Origin of the sequence: Phormidium tenue FACHB-1052 (assembly GCF_014696675.1) — a bacterium.
Classification (GTDB): domain Bacteria; phylum Cyanobacteriota; class Cyanobacteriia; order Phormidesmidales; family Phormidesmidaceae; genus Nodosilinea; species Nodosilinea tenuis_A.
Map to the genome: position 1 here is coordinate 46,112 of NZ_JACJQN010000025.1, position 22,967 is coordinate 69,078.

A 22,967-nucleotide genomic window follows, 5' to 3' on the forward strand; every position below is an offset into this window, starting at 1 on the left:
GCGTAGAGAGGGTGAGGGAGGTGAGGAAGCCAAGCTAAGACATAAAAGCAAGACCCTAAAGACTTCCCCCTCTCCTCACCCCCCTCTCCTCACCTCTCACCCCCGACCCTCATCCCATAGGCCAGGATCTCTTTCCCAACGGCAACATAATCCTGCCAGCCCACCTCAGCCTTCGGGTCTTTCACGTCGTAGACCACCGTACCGGCCAGGGCCGCTTTTTGAAAGGCGCTATAGCGGCGAATACCGCCCGCAAACAGCGGTAGGCCGGTGCTCATCAACAGGGTTCGCACCTCGGCTCCAGCTCGGCTTGGGTAAGGGGGAATCATGGTCAGCAAAATGCGGAAGGGGGCTACCGGTAGCCCTGCCAGATGTTCCACCATGAGGGCCAGGGCGTCGAGGGCCAAAATGTCGGGAGTACTGGGCAGCACCAGCAGATCACAGGCGTCCGCCAGCAGGGCCAGGTCGTCGGCAATGGGACGGGCCTGGGTATCGATCACCACATGGCCGTGGGGAGTGGGAAGATCCCTCGCCTGCCATTGATCAACTACTAAGAAAGGCAGCTCACCTCGGCTGGCCCAGGCTAGGGCTGACCGGTTGGGGTCGGCGTCGATCAACAGGGTTTCGGTATAGCCCTGCAAAAAGGCAGCCAGGTGAATGGCAGTAGTTGTCTTGCCCACGCCTCCTTTAAAGCTGGCTACGGTCACAATCATGGCAGGGATTCAGCGCGTTGCAAAAGTCAAACCCAGCAGCAAATGCCAGGGCTGATCGTATTGTCGGTGTTGGCCCGTCCGCTATCAAAGGCCACCGCTGGGGGGCCGAACTCCCACCCTGAGCTTTTGCCAATGGCTCCGTCTTAACCTAGCTCAGCTATGGGGAGACAACTAGAACTACACCGCCCATAATTAACCCTACCCCCACCAGCCCACCCAGGGAGAGATCTTCTTTAAACACCACTACCCCAATCAACACCGAGGCTAAATAAATCATCGATGAGGCTGGGGCAGCTACGCTGAGGTTGACTCGGGTGAGAACCAAAATATAGAGAACCGCTCCCACACCGTAGGCCATCAGCCCGGCCATCAGCGCTGGGGTAGTGGCAATGCTCAAAATGTGTTTGAAGGCGTTGGCACCAGTGACCTCGCCCAGCTGCAATGCCCCAACTTTAAGAAATAGCTGCCCTAGGGCACTGGCCATTACCGCTACCAACAGCAGAGCAAATTCTTGAATAATCATGGAGGCTTCCTTAGGGCAAATCGGGGTGACACTCGCGCCCTAGGGGCGTATCTTAACTGACTTTAGGCCCAGCGAAAACCAGCGGTTCCTATTTTGGCGGCGGCATGCTTCGCAGTCCTATTTGTCATACCCATCTTGCGGTCAGACAAATTCAGCGACTAACGGAATCACCTGAGTCTGCCCCGGGCAGGCGATGACGGGCGTGACCACACTATTGGCATAACTGCTCTTGAACTCAAACACTTAGCAAGGCTCTAAATTACCTTGTTGATGGGCAATACAACCCTTGACCTGTATGGGTTTGAGAGAATGGAGAATAGGAGATTCGAACTCCTGACCTCTGCGGTGCGATCGCAGTGTCCCTAGTCCTTAAAGCCTTTGATATAAGGGCTTTGCAGCTTCTACGTCAAAATCTGAGTGCCCAAACGAGTGCCCAAGCCACTTTTTGAGTGCCCAGGTAGAAGCCTGCGATACCTGGAAACAAGGGTAGGTAAGCCTTTCACTCGCCGAGTAAAGTTATGTAAAAGTACCCAGTGCGGTACCCAAAATCCTTGTCGTTAGGTGCTTTTGGTCATTATTGGACATGCCTTTCGGTGAGCAAAATAACGGTGTAGAAGGGGTGCTGAAGCAAAAATAATGCCTGATTCCGCACTGAATCCGCTCGGCTAGTGAGTGCCTGAGCAAGTCTAATGAAGAAGCAGCATCATCTCAGCTTTGAGGCGCTACAATTCACTCAGAAAGGTGCTCTAGTTAAAACAAGACCTGCACTATCTGTAAAAGAACACCATGCCTAGAAGGCCTTCTGCATCCTCCTCCGACGGCTCTTCCAAAAATAAACCAAGAGTGCGCTTCATCTTTGAGCCCGATCGCACCTCTCCCAATGGCATCACCTACTCTTGGCTGATCCACGATACTTACAACGGTAAAGATAAAGCCGCTACGGCGACCCGTGCTTTCTAGCTGCCTTTCGCCTACCGGCACTCCGGCAATTACTCGGAGGCCGAGTTGCGCGACCTGGCGCAGCAATCGATCTGGCAGATGGAAGCTCAGATTCAACACCTACGCGAGGAATTTGAACTGGGCCTAGCTCGGCCCGACACCACTGAATTGGTAGGAGCCACCGAGGTGGAGAATCTACAGACCGAGACGATCAGTGGATCCTCTTTGGTACAGCCTGTGACTGTTGCACCTCCGGCTGATTTACTCAATGAGTTCACGGACGCCTTATGAGCGAGCCACAGTTGCCGAAGGAGCCAGAGACCGAGAAAGGGCGATTGATGCGCCAGCAATACCTGGCGCTGGCCAAGGCTTCGCTCAAGGATGCTAAGGACTACGAGAGCCTCTACACCCGCTATAGCGATAATTCGGTAGCAGCGAAGGGATTAGATCAGGAAGTAGCTAGAGCCGCACTACAAACAGGTAAGTCACCGCGACAGGTCATCCAGCTCTTGGCCCAGGGGCCGTTTACCCAGCAACAGATTCTGGGATTGTCTGACGAGGAGAAGCAAGCAGCGTTGCCCAAACTGCTCCAGTACGCCCAGAAGACCGTGGACAGCCTTCATCAGCAGCGCTACCTGGAGTATGCCTGCTCGGTAACAGGGAAAACTCAGAGCTATTCAGACCTCTATCGAGACAATGTGAGCAGTGATCTGTCGGCGATTCAACTCGACCAGAAGGTGACGGCGGCGGCATTAGGTGTAGGAGAATCGGGAGATGGCGTTGCGGCGCTCCTGCTTCAGGGGCCATACTCTCGTTTTCAGCAGGATGTTCAGGGCACGTCACTTCAGACTGTAGAGCAGTATGCCCGAGGAACGGTGGCCCAGGTGCAGGCGATTCAGGCACTCCAGATGGGGCAATCGCAGCGGATGCCGCCTCGCGCCAGGAACTTGGAGCGCTAGGGTTGAGCCGCTGGTGGCCTGTTATTCGTCTAATTCGCTGCTGATGTATTGATTGACAAAAGTCTCTGCAGCTTCTGAGCTCATTGTTTTGAGGACGCGGACGATGTCCAGAATGGTGTCGCCTGTGGGGTCAATCTTGCCGCTGCACCAGCGGTAAACGCTATTGCGGCCAACGCCCATGGTTGCCGCGAATCGATATTGAGTGATGCCGTATTGCTCCAGCACCTGCTTGAGAACGTAGCCTGCCTTTCCCATATCCTCATCATTTCAGAGGAGGGCTAGGCAAGCGAATCCATATATGTTGACGCACACATATATGGACACTATGATGGCGGTAGGATATTTTGAGGTTCACATCATGTTGGTTCCCCAAGGGTTTGTTGGTTCAGAGGTTGGCGGTATAGAGCACGACCTTTTGGTCAGCGTTGAGATCAGGCAAAAGTTGAGCAACTACCCCAGGCACGACCGAGAGCCAGTGAAGCTTTTGGCGATTGGATCTCGGGAGGCGATTCAGGCGATGCTTCAGCAGATGCATATGTGCGGCTTTGCCGAAATCTTTGAGTGGACTGACTTTTTACCTGCACCAATGCCCGATCGCCCGCTGATGTGCAAGCCTGGGGAGTTGATGAGGATGTTGGTTAAGTATTTCCCAAAGCCTTCGAGAATAACTGAATAGGCCTTTGCTCGCCCTCAGGCCAGAAAACGCTAAAAAACATTGCCTTGCTGATCCAGTTTGCTGCCCAATTCCTAGAAAACAAAACTGGCGTGAACTTACCCGGACAACTTTTGCTTGTTGGAGGTCGGCCCCATTTTAGAGCGAGATAGGCGACGGCTCTCTAAAAGTTCGGCCACTATCGCCTGTCGAGCAAGATCACCTTCTGCCTCCCACTCGTGCAAGAAGCGCTTTAACGCTACGTTAGCAACGTCTTGGATAGTGGGCGCTGAGCTTTGATACTCTCCTGCGAGAGAAATACTGATCTCCCTTAACTTCTCGTAAAGCTCAGACGGAACGCGGATATTTGACGGCAAAGTAAAAGATACCTGGCAACGCCAAGATTTTAGGAGTTGCCAAAGCTTCTTGCTACCATGAAATCATGTATACATGTTTACTGAACTGCGAATTGTCCTAATTCTTCCTAGGGAGGCATGGTGATGGAATTGTTGCTTCAGGCGGTGCCGGTTAAACGAGGGCTTAAGCGTAATCAGAAAAGTTATGTGGCCACGTTGTCATTTGGCGACGTGGTGCGGTTGATGGAGGATGAACGGTTGTATGTGCCCAATGAACCGGATCTGGCTGACTTTGCCCAGCGCAAGTTAAACCCAGTGCGGGTCAACAACATTGCTAAGTACATTCTGGATACCTACCAGGATGGCAGTACCTTCTTCCCAGCCATCTGTCTCAATATTCAACCGGATCCTATCTACCGGAATGGAACGATTGTATTGCCTTATGATTCGACATCACTACGATTAACAGATGGGCAGCATCGCTGTTGCGGTATTCATAAAGCCATTAAGTTGTTGCAGGAGGAGGGAGCGCCAGAACTTGCGGAGGTGTCCAGGTTGGAACTGGGGGCGTTAGTATATGCAGCGCTGCCTCTAGAATTGGAGCGTCAGGCTTTTCGCGATCAGAATTTGTTAGCGCAACGTCCTGGGAAGTCGTTGGCTCATTTGTTCGACATGCGATCGCCTGAAGTTACCATCGCCAAAGAACTCTGCAAGCGTGTACCCCAATTCCGCTCAAATATTGAAACCGTTGAGAATGGCCTAGGTAAGCACAATCCTAAGCTAATGACGCTTTCGACGTTGGTCACAGCAACTCAGCACATGTATCTCCGTCTTAGTGCCGAAGATCCGCTGGAATCTAGAATAGATTGGGCAATGACGTTTTGGGCCGCTGCTGCGAGCGCGTTGCCAGATAATCCTTGGCGAGTATTATCTAAAGCCGAAAGAAAACAGCAGCGGGAAGACTCTATCGTGAGAGCCGCAATTGGATAAAATTTGATTGTTGATTCTGGTGGTATGTGGCTATGAATGCTGACTATTCATTTGATTCCTTCCCAGATCACACTACTCTACCTGATTCAGACAACTGCCATGCGAACAATTTTCAAGAGCACTTCCAAAGCATTTTACTAACCGATTCTATCCACTCTACATTACAGAAAAAACATCCCGATGGTCAATATATCATTGGTCAAGACTGCGGGATTTATTGGCGAAAAATCAGTTTATTAGAGCAAGGCGCTGAATCACCTGACTGGTTCTATATCCTAATGTTCCAGTCAAGCTAGATGACCAAATGCGGCGATTCTATGTGCTTTGTAAAGAGCTTAAACCGCCCCTAATTATCTCGGAATTTGCTAGTGGTGATGGCTCAGAAGAACATGGCAGAACGCCTCTCTCTCAAGCCTCAGGCAGCATAAAGCCAGGCAAGTTTTGGGTTTATGAGAAAATTATAAAAGCACCTTATTATGGCATATACAATTTCCTAGAGCCTGACTTGATAGTTTATAAACTAGAAAGTAGCTCTTATCAAAAAATCACCGTCAATAATCGAGGACACTTTCCAATTCCAGAACTCGGTATAGAGTTAGGCCTGTGGGAAGGCGCGTATCAAAATCAGAGCAGAATTTGGTTAAGATGGTGGGACAGTCAAGGCACTCTGCTGCTAACTGGAACAGAAAAGGCCCAAATAGCTGAGCAAGCCTGTAAAGCCTCGATTACTCGCCTCCAAAAGATGGGGCTAACCATAGAGGAAATTGCCGAGGCCTTTACCTTACCTATGGGAGTCATCCAGAACTATGACGAATCTTAAAATCACTTTTAGCAGGCTTGCGCTAGCCTAAAGACAACATAGGCCTCAAAGGTTTAAATGGGAAATCTTGCTTCCTTCCTCCAATCTGAGTTTCCTCAGCATGTCCCTGCTGGATGGAGTTGTTCACCCGAATTTCATATTTTGCCTCCGGATCTTAGTGAACTTCTGGGTTACTCCTCTAAGGTAGATGTTTTGTTGGAACGAGAATGTGGTCACAAGCGTCTATGGATCGAATTTGAAGTAAGTAGAGCCGATCCGGTTGCTAATCACGCTAAGTTTGCTACATCTCATCTTTTCCAACCTCAGAGAGAGGGTGATGTTTTTGTAAGCATGATTAGTTCTCATGTCACACGGGGTCGCCGCAATTTGGCTTCTAATACTATTTGTCTGATGAGAGAAGTAGGAATGAATGCTTTTCAAACCGTCCTTCTACCTTATCTGCCACCATGTGAGATTAAAAGAATAAATCACCTTGAAAAACAATTAATTGCTCTGGAGAATTTAGATATTTCCGCCGAAATTTCTAGAGCTATGACTGTATCTGAGGCTATCATTGATGAGCCAAATAAAAAGCTCTATTTCGCCAGTGATTTATTAGATGTATTTCTTAATCTGAGGCGATGGAATGCTGAGATTTCATCTGATGGATTAGCGTTAGAGAAATGGGGGAAGCGGACAATAAAGTATTTTGTTTTCGATCCTTTTTCTCATGAATTTGCTCCATCAAAGTTTTGTGCTTACCTGGGGAAAGAAAAGAATCTAGAAGAATCTACTAGAAGTTATTTTAGTCATCGCTTCGCTATGTCAATCGATTTTTATGTGACTTTGGACGGTGTTTATAGCCGTTTTGATGGATATAGAGCACAAAGTCATTTAACACAAGGGTTAGGAATGAAATCTGTTAATGGTTCAGAATCAGGTTCTATATCAACCTTTTTTGAGCGATGGCTCAAAAGTCGTAGTCACGCGATTCGGGTTCACCCCAAAGGGCCAATCTTTCTCGTTTCCCCAGAATGGTTTAGATAGCGCGTGTAGATAGATTACTGGGGAGATTGAGCTAAAATCACAACCTCCCCAGCGATGGATTAGTTACGACAAAGGATTCTCACTAACGAGCTTCACCAAATACCGCATAACTTCACCTTGTCTAGGAGTAATAGTCAAACCATTTTCAGGCACGTAGATTTCCTGACTCCACCGGGCTTGTTCTATGTAATTGAGCACATGCAGCAGAAAAACCGTTTGCTCAACTGCATTAGGAGAACCCAGTAAAATATGGCGCACCCATTCTCGACCAGGCTGATTATCAGGATTGGCTAGCAGTATCGGGCTTGTCATCTGGCTCTGGCGGGCAGACGACCACAGGTAAGGCAAAAACAACATAAGGGATTCCTCAGAAACAGTGGGGAAGGAATCCCAAAAATTTGGCCGCCCCAGACATGTGCAATTCGGGACGGCCTAAGCAATAATAGCGTCACCCTCCGAGACAGCTCGCTCTGTCAACGGGGTTAGCCGCTGGTTGGTGCTGGTAACACCTCCCAGTGGCGCTTAACCAAATTTTTGGGAAGCAAAGCTGCACTCACACAGCTATAAGATAGAAATTTAGCCTATTCATAGCTCAGCCGCAAGTCAAAATTGATACCTATCCTACTTCAGCCTCAAACCTTAACATGCTGACTGATAGCCTATGCTCTCAATGCAGTTTGCTGATCAATCAAGGTCTGGAACGTTTGCGGTGTCTCGTAGACCTCCTTCAGCAAGGTCGGTTGATATGCAACTATCTCGGCAAACTGTTTGAACAGAAAGCCCTTCAGCCCAACTAGCCCATAGCGGTACCGTTTCGCCTCCGGGTTTGATAACGGCATGACATAGGTCTTAGCTGCCATACCCTGAATACTATCCGCTTGCCCTCGTGAAGCCAGGAAAACAAAAGTCTGATCAGTACGAGAGACTAGTGGTAAGGTTGTTGCCCTGAGGTAGTTATCGCCCAGCAGAAAAAAGATGAGATCGTAGGCGGAGATGAGGGATGCGATCGCATCATGAACACCCAAATGAATGGCCCAAGCATCGACCTCGTGGGATTTCATGCCGTTAAAAGTGACTTCGTAGGGCACAATCATTTGCCTCTCAGAAATCACCCCATAGCCTGCTGACAAAATGCTGACATCCAGAGCTTTATGTCCGAGGGCATCACGGAGTTTCTGGACACCTTCCATTAACCGCAGGTGCTGCATTCCGGTGTACATTTCACCGGCAGGGCAAGCGTAATCTCCCAGTTCAACTTCCCGATCTATGAGCCGAGCCTCATCCTTGAAATCTTCGATCGTGAGTTGCTTCTCAGGCTTAAACCGCTTTTCCCCAGTGCAGGATGTAATGACTAGAACACGGGGGTAAGGCATTCAATCTCCTGGGCATGTAGTCGTCGGCCTATCAACGTTGCCAGATCAGGGCGTCCGGCGTCAATTAAGGCTTTATCCCGAATCCGGCACGAATCGCAGCGTCCACAGGGTTCCTTGCCCCCTTCGTAGCACGACCACGTTTCTTGGATGGGAACACCCAAGCTTAGGGCACGATGGACGATCGCGACCTTAGAATCCATCACCAACGGAGCGATCAGCCTAGGGGCCTTACCTTCTAGGCCAGCCTTGGATGACAGATGAGCCAACTGCTGGAATATCTCTAAATATTCAGGCCGACAGTCGGGGTACCCCGAATAATCGACGGCGTTAATGCCCAGGTAGATCGCCTCAGCTTGTTTGGCCTCTGCTAAAGAGAGCGCGATCGCAACAAATACCGTATTCCGCCCAGGCACATAGGTCGAGGGAATCACCTCAGACTGAACACCGTCCTGGGGCAGGGTCTCATTCATATCTGTCAAGGAGGAACCACCCCACTGGGCCAGATTCACCTCCATCACGTAATGGCCTTGAATGCCCAGGTGGGCCGCAATTTTGCGCGCAGATTCCAACTCTCGGTCATGGCGCTGGCCGTAGCGGAAGGAAAGGGCTATCGGAGTGTAGCCGTCTGCGATCGCCTGGGCCGCTGCCGTGGCAGAGTCTAGACCACCCGAAAGTAGGACAATGGCTTTGGGTTGGGGCATAGCTATTGGACTCCCAAGAATTTATGAGTTTGAAGGCTAACGCGCCACTCTGGATGTTTCAAGACGTAGGCGAACACTTTGTCGCGACTGCCAGGCGTTTCCCACTCGGGTTGCAGCAGCTTAACAACGGTGGATGAGACCTGAGTGGCCTGCTGTTCGGCCCATTCCAAATCAACCTCATTCTGGATGACAACCTTGAGTTCGCTAACGTGGGCATAAATGCTTGAATGGGGAGGCTTAAATCGCTTGGGCGAAAACGTCACCCAGTCAAAGTTGCCGCTAAAGGGATGAGCACCCGATGTCTCAAGGTGTGTCTGGAGACCCGACTCTTTGAGTTGCCCAGTTAGAGCAGAAAGATCGTGCATCAAGGGTTCTCCCCCTGTGATCACAACGATTTGAGGATTGGCTGATTGGGCCTCAGCAACCAATTCCTCAAGGGTTCTCAGAGGGTGGCGCTTGGGGTTCCACGATTGCTTGGTGTCGCACCATGGACAACCCACGTCGCACCCGGCTAACCGAATGAAGAAGGCATTTGTGCCCGCCCACATCCCTTCCCCTTGAATAGAGTGGAACGTTTCAACAACAGGCAGAGCCAAAGTTAGTAGTGGAGATTCAGCCGTCTGGGAGATCGTGGTCGGGGAGGTCATTTTCATCTATTGCGTGAACAGCACCAGACTCGGTATAGTTTTGCCACCAATCATCCATCTCATCAGGCATAGGGAGAAGATGGTGAGATAAGGCATCTCGAATGACCGAGATTTCCCCTTCGTCAGTCCACTCATGGTCAACGCCATGGGGTTGGGATACCGGAATCGGGTACGTAGGCTCTTGGGCGATCAGTGCAGCGGCGACATCGCGGACATCAAACTGGCACCTAAGATTACCTTCATCACTACTGGTGGAGAATTGAAAGGTCATCGGAGAAGAAGTATCACCATTCTTATAAACTCGGAATATGGATTGCCCTGCAACTTCGCAGAAGACCTCAGGACTCACATACTCTTCAGTGACAACGACCGGCATAGGATTCCTCCTTGAGCGCTCAATCATCTTCATACTCAACCCAGGAATTCGGCGTTTCCGAGACCGCCACTTTTAGCTGAATGCCTTCAGGAAGAGACCTTTTCGTCTTTTCGTAGATGTACTGGGCAATCATCTCGGCAGTGGTTTCATAGTCTTCAGGCAGCACATCATTCAGCACACAGTGATCTAACCCACCCTTGAGCATGTCTTTCTTCGCCCAGCGCAGGGTACGAAAGTCAGCCACCATAACCGGATGGGGGCAAAACTCCGACGCTCTAAGCTGAGATGTGGTGGCCTCAACGCGCACCCGATAGGTATGCCCATGCATTCGCCCGCAGGGGCCGTCATAGTCTTTGATGTAGTGGGCGGCATCAAAGGAAAATTCTGTTTTGACGCTCCACTTGGGCATAGCGTATGGCCTCGGTCAGACTGTAGTACAAGCATTCTATCCTGAAGGCAAGCTTCAGCAGCACGCTCATCAAGAACTTGCTCATTCTAAGGCAAATCTAGATATGGCGTTGTGGAATATAAATTTGGATTTCTTGACGCTACATTAAGCGATTGCGCGTCTAGAAGTCGCTGAAAACGAGACGGTCTGCCGACAGAGTGCCTTGACAGAATTGTAGGCTCCACACTTTTACCTGAGGTACCTCGCCTACCTGAGGTACCTCGCCCCAGTGGGGGTGTAGCGCTGAGAGAAATAGCCTGATTGCATGACCCAAGTAGCCTTAGGCTCGGTACCCTAAATCGATGGCATTGGGGCTGAGCTTGCGGATGAGGCTGTTCGTGGTCCGGAGCAGCGGGTAGTCATGTGGTAGCGGGGTTGTGGATCAGGTGCTGAGTAAAGTCTAGACTTTGCTCGATAGCATCGCCGGGAACGGGAAGCCCATAGTTTATAAGGCGATCACTTACTTATCCTAGAACGTCCCCAAGGTCAGGAGATCTGTTCAATCTGGCACTCAAAGCCCTCGTTGTAGCCCTTGTACCAGCACTGAAGAACACCCTCCGAATCATTTGTAAAGCGCACAGTCAACCGCTCCAGGGTGATCCAATCATAGCCACCCGTGGTCTCCGGGCACGGCTGCCGCTCTCGGGTCAACACTTGCTTCACCCGCGTCAACGTTGCCCACCCACAATGAGGAGCCCCGGCATAACTCTCAAACACCTCCGAGATTAGGCCGATCGCATCGGGTGAAAAGCTCTGGGGACACAGCGATTCCGGCAACCCAATCGCCGTCGTCAACTGCTCATCTGACCACCAGGCCCACCACTCCTCACGGTGCAGCAGCTGTGCATCTTCTGCCTGTCGAATGTTTGACCAGGGCGTCTGATCTAGTGCAGCCAGACGAAGCGCCTCAAACCAGGTCACTGCCACATAGCGACGCGTTAAAAATCGAGCCATGATGCCCCTACTCCGCTACCGGCCTACGGATGACCACCGCAGCAAGAGCGCTAATGGCCCCCAATGCTCTGCCCCCAAAGCGTTGATTCAAAATTTTCGTCATCTCAGTCCAACCCTGTGTGTGCGATGGCGGTGATACGAGCGACTACGACCCTGGGGCAAACAGGCCATCACTCCGCCACCCAAAAATCAGGTAGCAAATATCACCAGTACATCACTTGTACTGTGCTGATAGACAGAATCCGGATGAAACGATCAAAGCCGTGTCGAACGCTACGACACGACCTCCGGCCCGCCTTCAATCTCCACTTCCATCCGCGAGATCGCTTTCTCGTAAACCCGTAAGCCCAACAAAACCAGGCGCACCAGCATTTGGTCAGGATTGCGCTGGCTCGCTTCCGCTAATTCCACAATACGCTCAGTGGGGATGTGCTCATTGAATAAGAGCAGATTTGCCTCCAGTTCATGTGCCAGAGGACGGCGGTGCTTTTGGGCACCCTCTCGCAGCTGTTGCCCCAACTCACTCGTGAGTAGTAGTTCCATGATTTCGGCCAGGAAGGGCGATCGCTTCCGGTTCCCCTCCGCCGCGCACTGAGCCTCGATCGCCTCCAGCAGTTCAGCGGTCATGTAGAACGTCGGGCGGCATCCGCCTTCTGAGGCATCGGATGACTTATCGTGAGGCACAGGCGACTTGACCATAGGAGCATAGTGACGAGACCAACTGCCGCTATCCTAGCCTCCTACTCAAGTGGCTGAAAGTCTGCGGTACGGAGATTCATAGAACTCTAGTGCGGATGAAGTAGATCCCCTCTCTGCTTCACATCCTCTTAATTAAGGATTTGTCATACTCCTGCCGCCTGACATTGGACAAGTCGATGCCCTAGATAGCTTGCAAAGGCTTCGCCCCTGAAGCTCTTAAAGGTAATCATGGTCAAGCTTGCGTTACATGAATGTAAACAAATCCTAAAAACTGCTTTACTTTTCGAGTCACCTCGTTCAGTATGACCAAGTAGTACTTAAAAGATAAAAGTACGATAAAGATTGAGTCACCAATCTTGAGTTCCTGATAAAGTTCCGTGTTTGACCTGCGGGTGGCGAGACCAACGATCTGCCATACGTAGCTGAAAATCGTCCTACTTAATCTGTTCAGGGAGCCATCTACCTACGTCCTAAATCTTTTGGAGTAGGAGATATGAATCTGGTATCTAACCGCCTGGGGCATCTACTGCCTCTATTTCAGCGCAGCCGTAAGACTCTTTCTAGAGCTGGAAACCAACTAACTCACTTCAAATTCCGTGGCCTGAGCGGCTGGACCCTGCTTGGTGTCGTCACCGGCATCCTGCTATTCATCAGCATCACGAGCCACGCCAACCCAGCGATGGCCCAGCTCTTCGATACCGTCGAAGGTGAGGCCCAGAACATCTTTGGGCAGTACCTGGATGGCGACATCATCAGCTTTATGTTCGGCATCCTGCGCCTGGTGGTGTGGGTGTCAGCCGTGGGCTTTGTCTTCTTCGCCGTCTACCAGGCGCAACGGGGCGAACAGTGGCAACCGCTGCTGCAAAACGCCTTCATCATCATTGCCGCTGTCGTCATTGTCGAAGGTCTGAGTCGCTTGTTCTTCGGAGCCTGAGATGAGCGACGACTCGCGCCTGTACTGCCCGGTTAACCCGAGCATGGGCCGACAACCTTCTCTTGGCCCCATCCCAGCTAATCTGTTCGCCCCCTCGGGCAGCATCTTCGTCGGCTTTTACATCTTGATTGAAGTCTTACTTGGGCTCGGTTTTGTCCCATTCCTGCTGCTCAGCACCTGGGGTATTTCCACCTGGTGGGTAGTGGTTGGCGAAAAGACCTGGCTCTTTACCCACAAGTTTGTGCCCGTGCCCGATTGGAAACGGGGCCATGTGCCCTATCAGCGTCATTTATCCAACCACCATGAGTAAACCAAGGCTTGGAACGCAACGCTACCGCTTTCGCCCTTTTGAAGATGAATCCCACCTGGAATGTCTCTGCCGCTTGAACCTGCGGGGGCGCAACGTTGGAGCTTATCTGCTCAAGCACCAGCGGCAATACAGCCTGGTGTTCGGCTTTCGCAGCTGGGGCATCCATACCCAACTGCAACCGGGGCAGGCAGAACCGACGCTGAAACGACTGGAGGATGGGTTGAAGGGGTTTCGGCCTGGAGACCGATTGCGCATTTACTGGCGATCGTTTGCTGACGATAAGGAGCGTCAGCAGTCCCTCGAAACCCTGATTCAAACCACCGCTACCCTGGAAAGCCAGTTCCTGCTACTGGCGCAACAACGAGCTACTCGCGACCTAACGACTGAGAAACAGCGACAGCCCAAACAGCTCTATCTCTTTGCCACCTATCCCCTCGGGTCGGGGCAAGAGCAAAGCGCCGACCACGTTGAAAAACTACTGGCCTGGGTGGTGGCCCAGTACGACACCTTCAAGGGACTGAAGGAGCAAAACCAGCAACAGTCCTACGTGCAGCTTTTGACTCAGGGTTTTACCGATGGCTACCTGCACTGGGAACAGCAGCTCAATGCCCGCATGGGGCTTCAGGTTACTCCGATGGGAACCGAGGAGTTGTGGCAGTACCTCTGGACTCAGTTCAATTCAACGTCTCTGCCAGAGGTGCCCCAGTGTTTGGAGCTGAGTGATGCTGACGGCGATGCAAAGCTCAGCGAACTGATCCACGATCCGCTGCACGCCACCTCCCGCCTGATTCGCGGTGAGAACGGACAACCCAGCCATCCCAAAGCAGACCGTCAGTGGGTGCTGGTGAAAGGCAAATTCGTGGGAGCCGTGGTGCTGGAATCCAAGCCTGCCGGATTCACCACTCCCGAGCACCAGCTCTACTACCTCTGGCAAGCCCTGGCCCAGTTCCCCGACTGCGAATGTGTCTGCGAACTCGCCGCCGCAGATCGCACGATGACCCGTGTCACCCTGCAACGGCTGACCAAACAAAGCGTCACCGCAACGTTCCGTGCCAACCTGCTGCGGGATGTAGATGTGGCGTCTCAAATGCGGATGAAGCAGGGGGTCGAGGCCCAGGAGCGGATCTATGAGGGAGCGCTCCCCATCTGGGTCAGTGGTTTGGTGCTTCTCCATCGCGATAGCCCCGAGTCCTTGGCCGAGGCCTGCCAGAAGCTGACCAATGCCTTCCACCAGGGTGACTTCATTCGGGAAACCGAGATTGCCTGGCAGTTATGGCTCAGGTCATTGCCGATTGTGGGCGATCGCCTGATCGACGATGGCCGCAGACAGATGTATCTGACCAACGAAGCCCCAGGGCTGATGCCCGTGGCCTGTCCCCGCACCATCGACAACCGGGGCATTGAGCTGATCACCCGCGATGGTCAAATGCCGGTCTATCTGGATTTCGTCAATCAGCATCGGGGGATGCTGGTGTTTGGGGAGACCCGCAGTGGGAAATCGGTGTTGGCGGCGGAGATCTTTGTGTGGGCGATCGCCAACGGCATGAACGTCATCTCCCTCGACTACCCCAAACCCGATGGCACCACCACCTACACCGATCTGGTGAAGTTCTTCGGTGACCAGGGAGCCTACTTCGACATCGGCTCTGAGAGCAATAACCTCTTCCAGATTCCTGATCTAAAATGCTTGCCTGATAACCAGCGGCAAGAGCGTCTGGACGACTACAAAGAGTTTCTGGTTAAAGCCCTCGACACCATGGTGATGGGCACCGAGACCGATAACCAACTGGGCAAGCGGGTTCATACGGTGCTCTGGCAAGCGCTGTCCACCTTCTTCGAAACCCCCCAGATCCTGGCCCGCTATGATGCGGCATTTGAAGCAGGATTCGGTAGTCCAGAGTGGCAGCAAATGCCGACTCTGGCCGATTTTGTCGAGACCGTAGCCAACCTGGATTTAGAAGTAGAATCGGCGCTGCTCAATGAAGCCGTGGCCACCATCCTGCTAGAGCTGCGGGGCTGGCTCTCCAGCCGGGTGGGCAAAGCTATTTCCCAACCTTCCACTATTCGTACCGATGCTCGGCTCACCGTCTTTGCTCTCCGCAACGTTGGTAACAACATCGAAGCGGCGGTGCTGGCCCTCTCGGCTCAATCCATGGCCTTCCGGCGAGCGCTGGAAGTCTCCGATTCCCTGCTGGCGATTGATGAGAGCCCCATTCTATTCAAGTACAACGGCATCGCCCAGATCATCGGCCAGGTCTGCGCTAACGGAGCCAAATCCGGCATCCGCCCCCTGATCATCGGTCAAGACCCCGACACCATCGCCCAATCTGTGGCCGGGTCGCAAATCTTGCAAAACCTCAACACCCGCTTGGTGGGAGCCATTCAGCCCAATGCCCTGCCCTCCTACCAGCGCCTCTTCGGTTACGACCCTAGTCTCTTGCGACCCAACACCGAAGAATCTTTCCGCATCAGCCCCGGTCGGCTCTGCTCCCACTGGCTGCTCGATGCCGATGCCAGGCTCACCCCCTGCGCCCACTATCCCTCTCCTGAACTGCTAGGGGCTGTCGCCAATAACCCCAAAGAACAACGCGCCCGCCAGCGCGTGTTGGCCCAGCATCCCAACAAGTTTGCCGGGTATGCCGCCTTTGCCAAGGCCTATGTCCAGGCGCTGCGCAGTGGTCAATCCCTCGACACCATCGCACCCACCCAGCCCGAATTTGAACTCATTCGTCCTGTCTCTGAACTGACTCAACCAATTCCTACAAACGGTCATCAGCCTCAACCTACCACCCCTCGGAGGTCATCATGACGATTCAATCAAAACGCCAACGCATCCGCTATCGCCTTATCCTCGGTATTAGCCTCAGCCTTGGTTTACTCGGCGTCAGCACCGCTCGTGCATCCCTCCAACCCGGTGGTTGGGGCGAGCAGTGGCAAGACTGGGCCATCGAAAATCTGTCCAATCCTTTAGAAGACATCCTCGCCCAAATCGAAGAGACGACGGCCTTAGCTGAAGAGACACTTCAGAATGTCTTGGGCGACCAGTGGGAATCTCTGAAAACGGCTCTAGGTAGCAACCTTCCCGGCCCTAACCGGGTACGAATGGAAGACGCCGTTCCCATCCAAAGCATCCTCGGTACCGACCCCACTACTCAACAACGCGAGGTGGCCAACCGCTACGACCAGGAGTTGGCCCGCTCAATGGCCTCGCCCTGGTTGGGCGACCAGGGCCAAACTCGACTTTCGAGTCAGGCTGAACAAACCACGACTCTTTTAGAAGAGAGTCAGGCCCGCACCCAGCAGGTGCAATCCATGGCCGAAGCCGCCCAGGGAATGAACGTCACCCAAGACGTGATGAAGCAAAACGCCCAGATCCAGGCGTCTGTGGCAGCCCTACTCCACGAGCAAACTCAGCTCACCGCTGAGAACAACACGACGCTGACGCAACTCCACCAATTCCAGGGGATGCTGACTCAGCTCGCCGCCAACACCAGCGAAGGCATCGACGAAACCAACCGGCGTGAGCGAGTGGAGCGCCAAATTTCTATCTCCGGCTCCGCCCAGGCTCCGATCTACATCCCCGGTGCCTTGGGTACCAGTTCTTCTGGAAACTAACGAGCCATGCTCAACACTTTCCTACCATCAAGCATCCTCCCGCTGGCCCAGGTCACAGGCGGCGACGACAGCGTCCAGCAGCTAGAGGCGGTGCAGCAAGCCTGGGACGCTCGCTGGGAAGATATCTTCGCCACCAGCAGCGGGTTGTACCTCGGCATCAACCAGTTTGCCTCCATCATCCTGGTCGGTGCCTTCCTCTTCTTTGCGGTGGGCTGGGTCAAAGAAGCCATCGAGCGAGGTATCTTCCCCGCCCTACCCAATGTGCTCTGGGTGCTGACTATTGCCGTACTGCTCTTTAACAATGGAGCCCTGCTGGGTTCTGCCACCCTCGGCATCCGCAACCTGATCAACGCTCAAACCCAGACGGTGCTTCAAGTACAGGTGGGTGAAGTATCTATGCTTGAAGCCCTCAACGATGTCATCCTGTCCCAACAGGCCAAGGCCGTGATTCAGCAGGAGTACGCCGCCTGCGATGCCCAGACCGGGCAAGCCCAGGTGGACTGCTTCATCCGAGCCGGAGAACGAGCCCAGCAACGACTGGAAGAAGAATATCGTTCCCGAGGCTTCTGGAGTGCGGGTCTGCAACGGCTCTGGAGTCGAGTGCAGTAGATCAGCCAGCGGGTGGAGCAGGTCTACGAGTCTGGTGAGGCTCCTGTTGGTGGCAATCCCTTGGCGGACATTCTGGTGGGAACCGTGCTGCAAACCAGCAGTCAGGCACTGGCAGAGCAGTTCCTCAAGGGTTGGCAGTGGGCCTTTGCCAATCTGCTGGAAATGGCGATGCTGTTGACCGGGTTGATTGGCCCCATTGCGGTCGCCGGTTCCGTTGTACCGCTCCAGGGTCGCCCGCTTTGGTCGTGGCTAGTGGGCTTCTTCAGCCTGGGCATGGCCAAGTTTTCCTACAACGTCATTGTTGGTCTGGCGGCAACAGTAGTGGTCGCAGCCGAGGCTCAGACCTCCAGCGACTTTGGTTTTTTGCTGCTGATCAGCATTCTGGCTCCAGTGCTGGCCCTGGCCATTGCTGGAGGGGCCGGGATGGCAGTCTTTCGCGGCGTGTCCGGTGGGGTGACCCGGCTGATTGCAGTCGGCACCTCTGCAATTCCCATTCCGAGGTAAGTGATGCAACTGCTTGAACTCAGCCGTAAAGTGAAACGGCCCCGTATCTATTCCAGCGACATCTTGCCCCTAGCTTTTGCGGGGTTGTCAGTCGGTGTGCTGGTATTTGCCCTATCTCTGCTGTGGCTATCGATCTCAGTGTCGCGGCTGGCCAATCAGAAACCGCCCACTCTGGTACAGCAGGTGGATGGTCGCGCCTTCTCGGTGCGCCCTGCCGACTACCGACACCGAGAACCGGAGGTGATCCGCCAAGTAGTCTCGACCTGGGCGGTGATGACCTTCACCTGGGGCAAGCTGCCGGGGGAGGGGGAGAAGGCTGTTGATGAAGGGGTTAAAGTAGCCGGGCGCGATCGGGTCTCAAAAGCGGCCTGGGAAGCCTCATTTCTGCTCGTCCCTGACTTCCGCGATGCCTTCTTACAAACCCTGGCCACTGAAGTGATTCCCGAGGGCGTCTTTGACGGGCAGGTGTCAGCGGTCTTAATTTCCCAACACATCTCACCACCCCAGGCAATTGGCGAAGGTCGCTGGCAGGTAGATCTGGTGGCCACCCGAGTGGTGTTTGAAGCCAGCAACCCCGCTGGGACAACTCTGACCTTCAACCGCCGCATCACGGTACGAGCCGTTGAACCCACCGGCAAACCCCTGATTCCCGATGCCTCGGAGTACCAGGCGGTGGCCTATCGCCTGCTGGAAAGTGGAGTTCAGATTGAATCGATTCGACCCATTCAACCGGAGGATGTAAGCCGATGAGTTCCCTCCCAGAACCTAATCTGGACACGCTGCGCAAGATGATGGGCGCACCCAATCTCGCAGAACCGCTGGTAGCAGAAGAGGCATTCTCAGAGCCGGTACAGTCTGAGCGTCCCTTCTGGAAGCTGCCGGTGCCGAAGCTGGTGTTGATCGGTTCGGCCTTGGTGCCCGTCTTTGCCCTGGCAGGTGTTTTTATTGCGGGCAGCCGTCAGGGCGATACGCCCGGTACGGCGACAACTACACCAGAGACTAATCAAACGGAAGCCCAGCCTCAGACGGTGGAAGCTGAATTGGAGCAGGCCAGAGCGGAGATTACTGCTCTTAAGGCTCAAATGGCCTTGGAAGATCAGGGGTTGGTGCAGACAACGGCCCCCGGCTCACAACCTCGTCCGACTACTACGCCTGCATCACCCCAGCCGTCGGTGGCAACGCCACCCAGGCCAACTTCGCAACCCATCGCATCGGCTCCCCCGCCCACCGTTTCAGCAAGACCAGCCTCCCCAGCCATCAGCTACCCAGCCCCAACCCCTCGCCTGCAACCAGCGGCGACAACGACCCCTGTGGTCTCTCGCCCGTCAGCGATTTCTACGGCTCCAACCCCAGCAGCAGCCCCTACAGTTGATCCGGTAGAGCGCTGGCAGCAACTGGCTCAGGTTGGTAGCTATGGGAGTTTATCCCTGCCCGAGGAGTCCGCTGAACTTGGCTCAATGCCCGAGCCTGTAGCTCAAGCGCAATTTGCCTCTGCCACTACTCTTCCTCCGGCACCTGCTGCCGTCAGCCCGCCAGAATCTACAGCAGTAGAGGAAATGCCAGAATTTTCAACGGCTGAGGTGCCTGACTTGGAAGAGGTAGCTGATCTTGAGGAACTGTCTCCACCTGCTATTCTCACCACGGCTGAAGAGCGTATTCTTCAACCGCCCTCAATCCCAGCCTCTCTAGTCGCAGGGACTCAATCCAATGGTTCTCTAGCAACGCCGGTCATCTTGGATAGCACCGCTGAGGGCAACAATCTGCTGGTTGTGCTTTCAGAACCGCTGGTTGATAGCCAGGGCCAGGTGGCGATTCCTGCCGGGGGCGAACTGGTTGTCCAGGTAGAAGCGGTTTCAGATAACGGGCTGGTACAGCTCTCCGCCACCCAGGCGATCTGGAACGACCAGGGCCAGTCTCGCGAACTGGTGCTGCCCCAGGGCGTGCCAGATCCGGGGCCAGGGCGGGGTACCGCTTCAGGCCGAAGCCTATGACGATATTGGCCCCGGCATTGCCGCCATGGATGCCGGTCAATTTGCCCTGGGCTCCATCCGTCGCGCCAGCGAACTCTACACCCGCCCCAATACTCGGGTTGAAACTGGCAGCGGGTCAACTGTGGTGACTACCGAAAATCCGGCTCCGAATGTGTTGGCTGGGGTATTGGAGGGAGGTACCGACGCCATTCTCGACACCATTACTGAGCGCAACCAGCGGGCGATTGAAGAGCTGGAGCAGCGCCCTCGCATTGCCTACATCGAGGCCGGTCGGCCTGTGCAGGTGTTCGTGAATCAATCGATGCAGATGCCAATTTGAGGACAGGAGAATGATTCGATACTGGAAAACACTGGCCTTGACGTTGGCTCTGGTTGGTGTCTCTGGCCCAGCCTGGGCACAGGCGACCCGCACCATTTCTAATCGGGCGGCTCGGGGAGACCATGCCCCGGTCACGGTTGAACTTCACCCTGGCCATGGGGTCACGCTCAACTTTCGACCGGTAGGGTCGGTTGTGCGTCGCGCCTGGCTCGATGATCCGTCTAAGGTCACGCTGAATTTTGACGATACTCGCTGTGCATTAGTCGCGGCACCAGGAGAGTGCGCCGCCACGGTAATCCATCTGCGGCGGATTCAGCCCCTGGCATTTCCAGGTTTACCTGCCACAGCGACGACCACGCTGACGGTCGTAACCGATCGCGACCTCTATACCTTTCAACTGGCCTTTCCGAATTCCGGCGCACCCGCCTACAGCATTCTGGCCATTCAACCCGATGCCCCATCACCCTATGCCACCGCTATTTTGACGACACAGATCGCTGGCCCTGCTGGGGTGAGGTGGGTGGAACAAGGGCTACTCGAAGCTCACCGCCGAAATCTGGTGGCAACCGGAGATCCACTCTGGGAAAGGCTTCAAGCCCTGATGGAGCAACTTAGGCTAGGCCAACCTCTAAGAGAAGCCGCGCAAAACGCTGGAGTGTCCGAAGCCCTGGTAGTGCGCCTAGCGGAGTTAGGCCGATCTGATTCTGGAATCACGCAAGGGAGATAACCCATGACTCATCGATTTCAACGACGCATTCAACGTTTGGGCCTGGTGGCTTTAGGACTGCTCACAGCCGGTCTTGTTTGGTTCAAGCCTGCCCCACAAGCGGCAACAGAGCCCTGGATTCCTACGGTGCCGGTGCAGTGGGATAAGCAGTACGCCCGAGTCCCCAACTGGTCTCAGCTGACCTTCGCTACCCTGCCGCCGCTGCTCTCTGGCGGAGCTGTTGATATCCCCGGCGATCTGGTCAGCAGCCTGGGCTACGACCCCTCTCGAATCTGGCAAGCCGGACAGTCGGTGGCCGAGGTATTAAAGCTAGGCGATTTTCAGACCAGTCTTTATCCTCAACTGTTTAACCTCCAGACTCTGGCTCAGATGGGTCAAATTGACCTGAGCCAAGTGGCCCTGAGAGGCTATTTATAAAGTTCGGTCTAGGCGGCCAGGCGCTTGAGCATGATACGAGTCATGACCGCATATATCGCTGCCTCACTCATCTCGGGTAACCGCTCATAATCCTTACTCAACCGTCGATACCAGTTCAACCAGCCAAACGTGCGTTCTACAATCCAGCGCTTGGGCAACGGTTCAAAGGCCTTGCTAGAGCGACTAATGACCTCAACACGAGCCTGAATCATGAGCCACACAGCGAGGGCAAAAATATCGCCGCTGTAGCCTTGGTCAACCCAGAGTACCTTGACCCGCTTCAGACTCGTAGCGTACTCCTCCAGCAACAGCATGAGCGCATAAGCCGTCACCAATCGTTCACTGGCGTTAGCCTCTGTGACCACGACTTTTAAGACTAATCCCAAACTATCCACCAGCAGATGACGCTTTCGCCCCTTCACCTGCTTGCCGCCATCGTAGCCGTATACCTCCCCCTTTTTTCTGCGGTTTTCACCGACTGACTATCTGCTGCAATCGCACTGGGGGAGGGGTCTCGTCCGGCCTGAATCCGACACTGTTCATACAACGTGCGGTTCATCAGGTCCCAGACACCTCGGCGCTGCCATTTTCGGTAGTAGGCATACACGGTGTTGAACGACGGAAAGTCATGGGGCAACAGATGCTACTGACAGCCGGTTTTCAGTTGGTAGAAAATTCCATTGCAGACCGCTCGCATGTTCGTCGTTCGCGGACGGCCACCCGCTTTAGCTGGAGGAATCAGGGGGGCTAGGATGACCCATTCTGCATCACTCAGATCTGTCGCATAGGTTAAGGACGACATCACTGTCACCTGCTACGCTCGTCTACCTTGATCCTATAACCCTACTCACCACCTCGAGGTTCGGTAAACCATACTTTGTAAATAGCCTCTAATACGCTTGGTACAAATACTTAATGACACTTTGACTTTCCTAAGATTATGTTGGATTGATAAATTCTTAAAAAGGGTATAAATATCATAGGAACTTTCCGGATGACCTCAAAAAGCCATGGAAGCAATATGTGTTGACAGTAATTTGGCATCCTTTTAATTGTAGATACAGCGTTTCCCACTCTAGTAAACTACGAATCAAGATTTAAGGTTCTCATATAGCAAGTGTTTCAGGTCTCTTGCTGTATACTACGTGAAAAAGAAAGGTTGTCTAGAAGAAGGATAACTATGTTTGACTGATGGGACGAGCGATTGCACTAAGTGAAAACTTCATCTAACCGACCTAAAAACATTGAATTAAAGTGTGTCATTTGGGGGCGCATCCCAGTTATGCGATGAGCAATAATGCTTAGGCTTGCCTAGGGCTATGAGCGCTAAGCTTTGAGTAGTTCAGCCTAGGACCCTCATTTCCATGG

Annotated in this window: 30 protein-coding genes, 1 tRNA gene and 1 pseudogene; 19 read left to right on the forward strand and 13 right to left on the reverse strand. The window is 53.5% G+C overall.

Annotated elements, in window-relative coordinates; all coding sequences use genetic code 11:
- Positions 1-89: 89 nt before the first annotated feature.
- The 3 genes from H6G07_RS24140 to H6G07_RS24150 form a co-directional block, all read right to left on the reverse strand.
- Complete coding sequence (locus tag H6G07_RS24140; RefSeq protein ID WP_073610878.1) at positions 90-710, reverse strand: nucleotide-binding protein; 621 nt, start codon at positions 708-710, stop codon at positions 90-92.
- A 157-nt stretch (positions 711-867) separates the two neighbouring features.
- Positions 868-1,233, reverse strand: a complete 366-nt coding sequence (locus H6G07_RS24145; protein WP_073610879.1) for an EamA family transporter — start codon at positions 1,231-1,233, stop codon at positions 868-870.
- Positions 1,234-1,543: 310 nt separating this feature from the next.
- Positions 1,544-1,611: transfer RNA gene (locus H6G07_RS24150), tRNA-Ala, on the reverse strand.
- A gap of 408 nt (positions 1,612-2,019) precedes the next feature.
- On the opposite strand from H6G07_RS24150, the gene H6G07_RS26130 reads away from it, so the two are divergent.
- Genes H6G07_RS26130 through H6G07_RS24160 form a run of 3 tightly spaced genes read left to right on the forward strand, consistent with a single transcriptional unit; the run spans position 2,020 to position 3,131 of the window.
- Positions 2,020-2,193, forward strand: a complete 174-nt coding sequence (locus H6G07_RS26130) for a hypothetical protein (protein WP_199312408.1) — start codon at positions 2,020-2,022, stop codon at positions 2,191-2,193.
- Between the two features lie 45 nt (positions 2,194-2,238).
- A complete protein-coding gene (locus H6G07_RS26135) occupies positions 2,239-2,463 on the forward strand; it encodes a hypothetical protein (protein WP_073610880.1) in 225 nt (74 codons plus the stop codon).
- Complete coding sequence (locus H6G07_RS24160) at positions 2,460-3,131, forward strand: hypothetical protein (protein WP_073610881.1); 672 nt, start codon at positions 2,460-2,462, stop codon at positions 3,129-3,131. The genes H6G07_RS26135 and H6G07_RS24160 overlap by 4 nt, the downstream gene beginning before the upstream one ends.
- A gap of 21 nt (positions 3,132-3,152) precedes the next feature.
- Here the strand turns inward: H6G07_RS24160 and H6G07_RS24165 are convergent, their stop codons facing one another.
- On the reverse strand, positions 3,153-3,386 hold the full coding sequence (locus tag H6G07_RS24165) for a helix-turn-helix domain-containing protein (RefSeq protein WP_073610882.1): 234 nt from the start codon (positions 3,384-3,386) through the stop codon (positions 3,153-3,155).
- Positions 3,387-3,447: 61 nt separating this feature from the next.
- On the opposite strand from H6G07_RS24165, the gene H6G07_RS24170 reads away from it, so the two are divergent.
- From H6G07_RS24170 to H6G07_RS24185, 5 genes are all read left to right on the forward strand, one after another.
- Positions 3,448-3,807 carry a hypothetical protein gene (locus H6G07_RS24170; protein WP_199312410.1) on the forward strand — a complete coding sequence of 120 codons (360 nt, stop codon included), beginning with the start codon at positions 3,448-3,450 and terminating at the stop codon, positions 3,805-3,807.
- A gap of 476 nt (positions 3,808-4,283) precedes the next feature.
- Complete coding sequence (locus H6G07_RS24175; RefSeq protein ID WP_084173627.1) at positions 4,284-5,129, forward strand: DNA sulfur modification protein DndB; 846 nt, start codon at positions 4,284-4,286, stop codon at positions 5,127-5,129.
- Positions 5,130-5,161: 32 nt separating this feature from the next.
- Entirely contained in the window at positions 5,162-5,425 is a 264-nt protein-coding gene (locus H6G07_RS26965) for a hypothetical protein (protein WP_338420730.1), read from the forward strand.
- A gap of 8 nt (positions 5,426-5,433) precedes the next feature.
- Positions 5,434-5,949, forward strand: coding sequence for a PDDEXK family nuclease (locus H6G07_RS24180; protein WP_338420731.1), 516 nt, complete (start codon positions 5,434-5,436; stop codon positions 5,947-5,949).
- A 57-nt stretch (positions 5,950-6,006) separates the two neighbouring features.
- Positions 6,007-6,975, forward strand: coding sequence for a hypothetical protein (locus H6G07_RS24185; protein ID WP_139297193.1), 969 nt, complete (start codon positions 6,007-6,009; stop codon positions 6,973-6,975).
- A gap of 63 nt (positions 6,976-7,038) precedes the next feature.
- Here H6G07_RS24185 and H6G07_RS24190 read toward each other — a convergent pair whose 3' ends face one another.
- The 8 genes from H6G07_RS24190 to H6G07_RS24225 form a co-directional block, all read right to left on the reverse strand.
- Entirely contained in the window at positions 7,039-7,332 is a 294-nt protein-coding gene (locus H6G07_RS24190; RefSeq protein WP_084173621.1) for a hypothetical protein, read from the reverse strand.
- 302 nt (positions 7,333-7,634) lie between these two features.
- On the reverse strand, positions 7,635-8,348 hold the full coding sequence (locus H6G07_RS24195; RefSeq protein ID WP_073610885.1) for a DUF6884 domain-containing protein: 714 nt from the start codon (positions 8,346-8,348) through the stop codon (positions 7,635-7,637).
- Entirely contained in the window at positions 8,327-9,049 is a 723-nt protein-coding gene (gene queC / locus H6G07_RS24200; RefSeq protein ID WP_073610886.1) for a 7-cyano-7-deazaguanine synthase QueC, read from the reverse strand. The genes H6G07_RS24195 and queC overlap by 22 nt, the downstream gene beginning before the upstream one ends.
- A gap of 2 nt (positions 9,050-9,051) precedes the next feature.
- Positions 9,052-9,702 carry a 7-carboxy-7-deazaguanine synthase QueE gene (locus H6G07_RS24205; RefSeq protein WP_338420732.1) on the reverse strand — a complete coding sequence of 217 codons (651 nt, stop codon included), beginning with the start codon at positions 9,700-9,702 and terminating at the stop codon, positions 9,052-9,054.
- Positions 9,662-10,072 carry a hypothetical protein gene (locus H6G07_RS24210; RefSeq protein WP_073610887.1) on the reverse strand — a complete coding sequence of 137 codons (411 nt, stop codon included), beginning with the start codon at positions 10,070-10,072 and terminating at the stop codon, positions 9,662-9,664. The genes H6G07_RS24205 and H6G07_RS24210 overlap by 41 nt, the downstream gene beginning before the upstream one ends.
- 19 nt (positions 10,073-10,091) lie before the next feature.
- Entirely contained in the window at positions 10,092-10,481 is a 390-nt protein-coding gene (locus tag H6G07_RS24215; RefSeq protein ID WP_073610888.1) for a 6-pyruvoyl trahydropterin synthase family protein, read from the reverse strand.
- A 525-nt stretch (positions 10,482-11,006) separates the two neighbouring features.
- Positions 11,007-11,474 carry a hypothetical protein gene (locus H6G07_RS24220; RefSeq protein WP_073610889.1) on the reverse strand — a complete coding sequence of 156 codons (468 nt, stop codon included), beginning with the start codon at positions 11,472-11,474 and terminating at the stop codon, positions 11,007-11,009.
- A 273-nt stretch (positions 11,475-11,747) separates the two neighbouring features.
- Positions 11,748-12,173: a hypothetical protein gene (locus H6G07_RS24225; RefSeq protein ID WP_073610890.1), complete on the reverse strand. Its 426-nt coding sequence runs from the start codon at positions 12,171-12,173 to the stop codon at positions 11,748-11,750.
- Positions 12,174-12,666: 493 nt separating this feature from the next.
- Between H6G07_RS24225 and H6G07_RS24230 the strand changes: the two genes are divergently transcribed.
- The 11 genes from H6G07_RS24230 to H6G07_RS24280 are packed head-to-tail and all read left to right on the forward strand — an operon-like array spanning position 12,667 to position 21,599.
- A complete protein-coding gene (locus tag H6G07_RS24230) occupies positions 12,667-13,107 on the forward strand; it encodes a hypothetical protein (protein ID WP_073610891.1) in 441 nt (146 codons plus the stop codon).
- A 1-nt stretch (position 13,108) separates the two neighbouring features.
- Positions 13,109-13,417, forward strand: a complete 309-nt coding sequence (locus tag H6G07_RS24235; RefSeq protein WP_073610892.1) for a hypothetical protein — start codon at positions 13,109-13,111, stop codon at positions 13,415-13,417.
- Positions 13,410-16,226: a putative type IV secretion/conjugal transfer ATPase gene (locus H6G07_RS24240; protein ID WP_139297194.1), complete on the forward strand. Its 2,817-nt coding sequence runs from the start codon at positions 13,410-13,412 to the stop codon at positions 16,224-16,226. Before H6G07_RS24235 ends, H6G07_RS24240 begins: the two co-directional genes overlap by 8 nt.
- Positions 16,223-17,032: a hypothetical protein gene (locus H6G07_RS24245; protein ID WP_073610894.1), complete on the forward strand. Its 810-nt coding sequence runs from the start codon at positions 16,223-16,225 to the stop codon at positions 17,030-17,032. Before H6G07_RS24240 ends, H6G07_RS24245 begins: the two co-directional genes overlap by 4 nt.
- A gap of 6 nt (positions 17,033-17,038) precedes the next feature.
- The gene (locus H6G07_RS24250) at positions 17,039-17,641 is read left to right on the forward strand and encodes a hypothetical protein (RefSeq protein ID WP_073610895.1); all 603 of its coding nucleotides are present in this window, start codon (positions 17,039-17,041) and stop codon (positions 17,639-17,641) included.
- A gap of 60 nt (positions 17,642-17,701) precedes the next feature.
- Positions 17,702-18,145: a hypothetical protein gene (locus H6G07_RS24255; RefSeq protein WP_139297195.1), complete on the forward strand. Its 444-nt coding sequence runs from the start codon at positions 17,702-17,704 to the stop codon at positions 18,143-18,145.
- A 3-nt stretch (positions 18,146-18,148) separates the two neighbouring features.
- A complete protein-coding gene (locus H6G07_RS24260) occupies positions 18,149-18,895 on the forward strand; it encodes a hypothetical protein (protein ID WP_084173623.1) in 747 nt (248 codons plus the stop codon).
- On the forward strand, positions 18,892-20,136 hold the full coding sequence (locus H6G07_RS24265; RefSeq protein ID WP_073610897.1) for a hypothetical protein: 1,245 nt from the start codon (positions 18,892-18,894) through the stop codon (positions 20,134-20,136). Before H6G07_RS24260 ends, H6G07_RS24265 begins: the two co-directional genes overlap by 4 nt.
- Before the next feature lie 25 nt (positions 20,137-20,161).
- Positions 20,162-20,455, forward strand: a complete 294-nt coding sequence (locus H6G07_RS24270) for a TrbI/VirB10 family protein (protein WP_073610898.1) — start codon at positions 20,162-20,164, stop codon at positions 20,453-20,455.
- A gap of 10 nt (positions 20,456-20,465) precedes the next feature.
- Entirely contained in the window at positions 20,466-21,182 is a 717-nt protein-coding gene (locus H6G07_RS24275; protein WP_073610899.1) for a hypothetical protein, read from the forward strand.
- 3 nt (positions 21,183-21,185) lie between these two features.
- Positions 21,186-21,599 carry a hypothetical protein gene (locus tag H6G07_RS24280; RefSeq protein ID WP_073610900.1) on the forward strand — a complete coding sequence of 138 codons (414 nt, stop codon included), beginning with the start codon at positions 21,186-21,188 and terminating at the stop codon, positions 21,597-21,599.
- A gap of 8 nt (positions 21,600-21,607) precedes the next feature.
- Here H6G07_RS24280 and H6G07_RS24285 read toward each other — a convergent pair.
- A pseudogene (locus tag H6G07_RS24285) lies at positions 21,608-22,401 on the reverse strand (IS5 family transposase).
- Between the last annotated feature and the right edge of the window lie 566 nt (positions 22,402-22,967).

Excerpts from the sequence above, each read along its gene's own strand:
- H6G07_RS24225 (WP_073610890.1), bottom strand. The coding sequence starts at position 12,173 with ATGGTCAAGTCGCCTGTGCCTCACGATAAGTCATCCGATGCCTCAGAA.
- H6G07_RS24140 (WP_073610878.1), bottom strand. The coding sequence starts at position 710 with ATGATTGTGACCGTAGCCAGCTTTAAAGGAGGCGTGGGCAAGACAACT.
- H6G07_RS24215 (WP_073610888.1), bottom strand. The coding sequence starts at position 10,481 with ATGCCCAAGTGGAGCGTCAAAACAGAATTTTCCTTTGATGCCGCCCAC.
- H6G07_RS24265 (WP_073610897.1), top strand. The coding sequence starts at position 18,892 with ATGAGTTCCCTCCCAGAACCTAATCTGGACACGCTGCGCAAGATGATG.
- H6G07_RS24230 (WP_073610891.1), top strand. The coding sequence starts at position 12,667 with ATGAATCTGGTATCTAACCGCCTGGGGCATCTACTGCCTCTATTTCAG.
- H6G07_RS24170 (WP_199312410.1), top strand. The coding sequence starts at position 3,448 with ATGGACACTATGATGGCGGTAGGATATTTTGAGGTTCACATCATGTTG.
- H6G07_RS24250 (WP_073610895.1), top strand. The coding sequence starts at position 17,039 with ATGCTCAACACTTTCCTACCATCAAGCATCCTCCCGCTGGCCCAGGTC.
- H6G07_RS24145 (WP_073610879.1), bottom strand. The coding sequence starts at position 1,233 with ATGATTATTCAAGAATTTGCTCTGCTGTTGGTAGCGGTAATGGCCAGT.
- H6G07_RS24245 (WP_073610894.1), top strand. The coding sequence starts at position 16,223 with ATGACGATTCAATCAAAACGCCAACGCATCCGCTATCGCCTTATCCTC.
- H6G07_RS24165 (WP_073610882.1), bottom strand. The coding sequence starts at position 3,386 with ATGGGAAAGGCAGGCTACGTTCTCAAGCAGGTGCTGGAGCAATACGGC.
- H6G07_RS24280 (WP_073610900.1), top strand. The coding sequence starts at position 21,186 with ATGACTCATCGATTTCAACGACGCATTCAACGTTTGGGCCTGGTGGCT.
- H6G07_RS24235 (WP_073610892.1), top strand. The coding sequence starts at position 13,109 with ATGAGCGACGACTCGCGCCTGTACTGCCCGGTTAACCCGAGCATGGGC.
- H6G07_RS24270 (WP_073610898.1), top strand. The coding sequence starts at position 20,162 with ATGGATGCCGGTCAATTTGCCCTGGGCTCCATCCGTCGCGCCAGCGAA.
- H6G07_RS26965 (WP_338420730.1), top strand. The coding sequence starts at position 5,162 with ATGAATGCTGACTATTCATTTGATTCCTTCCCAGATCACACTACTCTA.
- H6G07_RS24205 (WP_338420732.1), bottom strand. The coding sequence starts at position 9,702 with ATGAAAATGACCTCCCCGACCACGATCTCCCAGACGGCTGAATCTCCA.
- H6G07_RS24185 (WP_139297193.1), top strand. The coding sequence starts at position 6,007 with ATGGGAAATCTTGCTTCCTTCCTCCAATCTGAGTTTCCTCAGCATGTC.
- H6G07_RS24160 (WP_073610881.1), top strand. The coding sequence starts at position 2,460 with ATGAGCGAGCCACAGTTGCCGAAGGAGCCAGAGACCGAGAAAGGGCGA.
- H6G07_RS24260 (WP_084173623.1), top strand. The coding sequence starts at position 18,149 with ATGCAACTGCTTGAACTCAGCCGTAAAGTGAAACGGCCCCGTATCTAT.
- queC (WP_073610886.1), bottom strand. The coding sequence starts at position 9,049 with ATGCCCCAACCCAAAGCCATTGTCCTACTTTCGGGTGGTCTAGACTCT.
- H6G07_RS24175 (WP_084173627.1), top strand. The coding sequence starts at position 4,284 with ATGGAATTGTTGCTTCAGGCGGTGCCGGTTAAACGAGGGCTTAAGCGT.
- H6G07_RS24275 (WP_073610899.1), top strand. The coding sequence starts at position 20,466 with ATGATTCGATACTGGAAAACACTGGCCTTGACGTTGGCTCTGGTTGGT.
- H6G07_RS24240 (WP_139297194.1), top strand. The coding sequence starts at position 13,410 with ATGAGTAAACCAAGGCTTGGAACGCAACGCTACCGCTTTCGCCCTTTT.
- H6G07_RS24195 (WP_073610885.1), bottom strand. The coding sequence starts at position 8,348 with ATGCCTTACCCCCGTGTTCTAGTCATTACATCCTGCACTGGGGAAAAG.
- H6G07_RS26130 (WP_199312408.1), top strand. The coding sequence starts at position 2,020 with ATGCCTAGAAGGCCTTCTGCATCCTCCTCCGACGGCTCTTCCAAAAAT.
- H6G07_RS24210 (WP_073610887.1), bottom strand. The coding sequence starts at position 10,072 with ATGCCGGTCGTTGTCACTGAAGAGTATGTGAGTCCTGAGGTCTTCTGC.
- H6G07_RS24190 (WP_084173621.1), bottom strand. The coding sequence starts at position 7,332 with ATGTTGTTTTTGCCTTACCTGTGGTCGTCTGCCCGCCAGAGCCAGATG.
- H6G07_RS24220 (WP_073610889.1), bottom strand. The coding sequence starts at position 11,474 with ATGGCTCGATTTTTAACGCGTCGCTATGTGGCAGTGACCTGGTTTGAG.
- H6G07_RS24180 (WP_338420731.1), top strand. The coding sequence starts at position 5,434 with ATGCGGCGATTCTATGTGCTTTGTAAAGAGCTTAAACCGCCCCTAATT.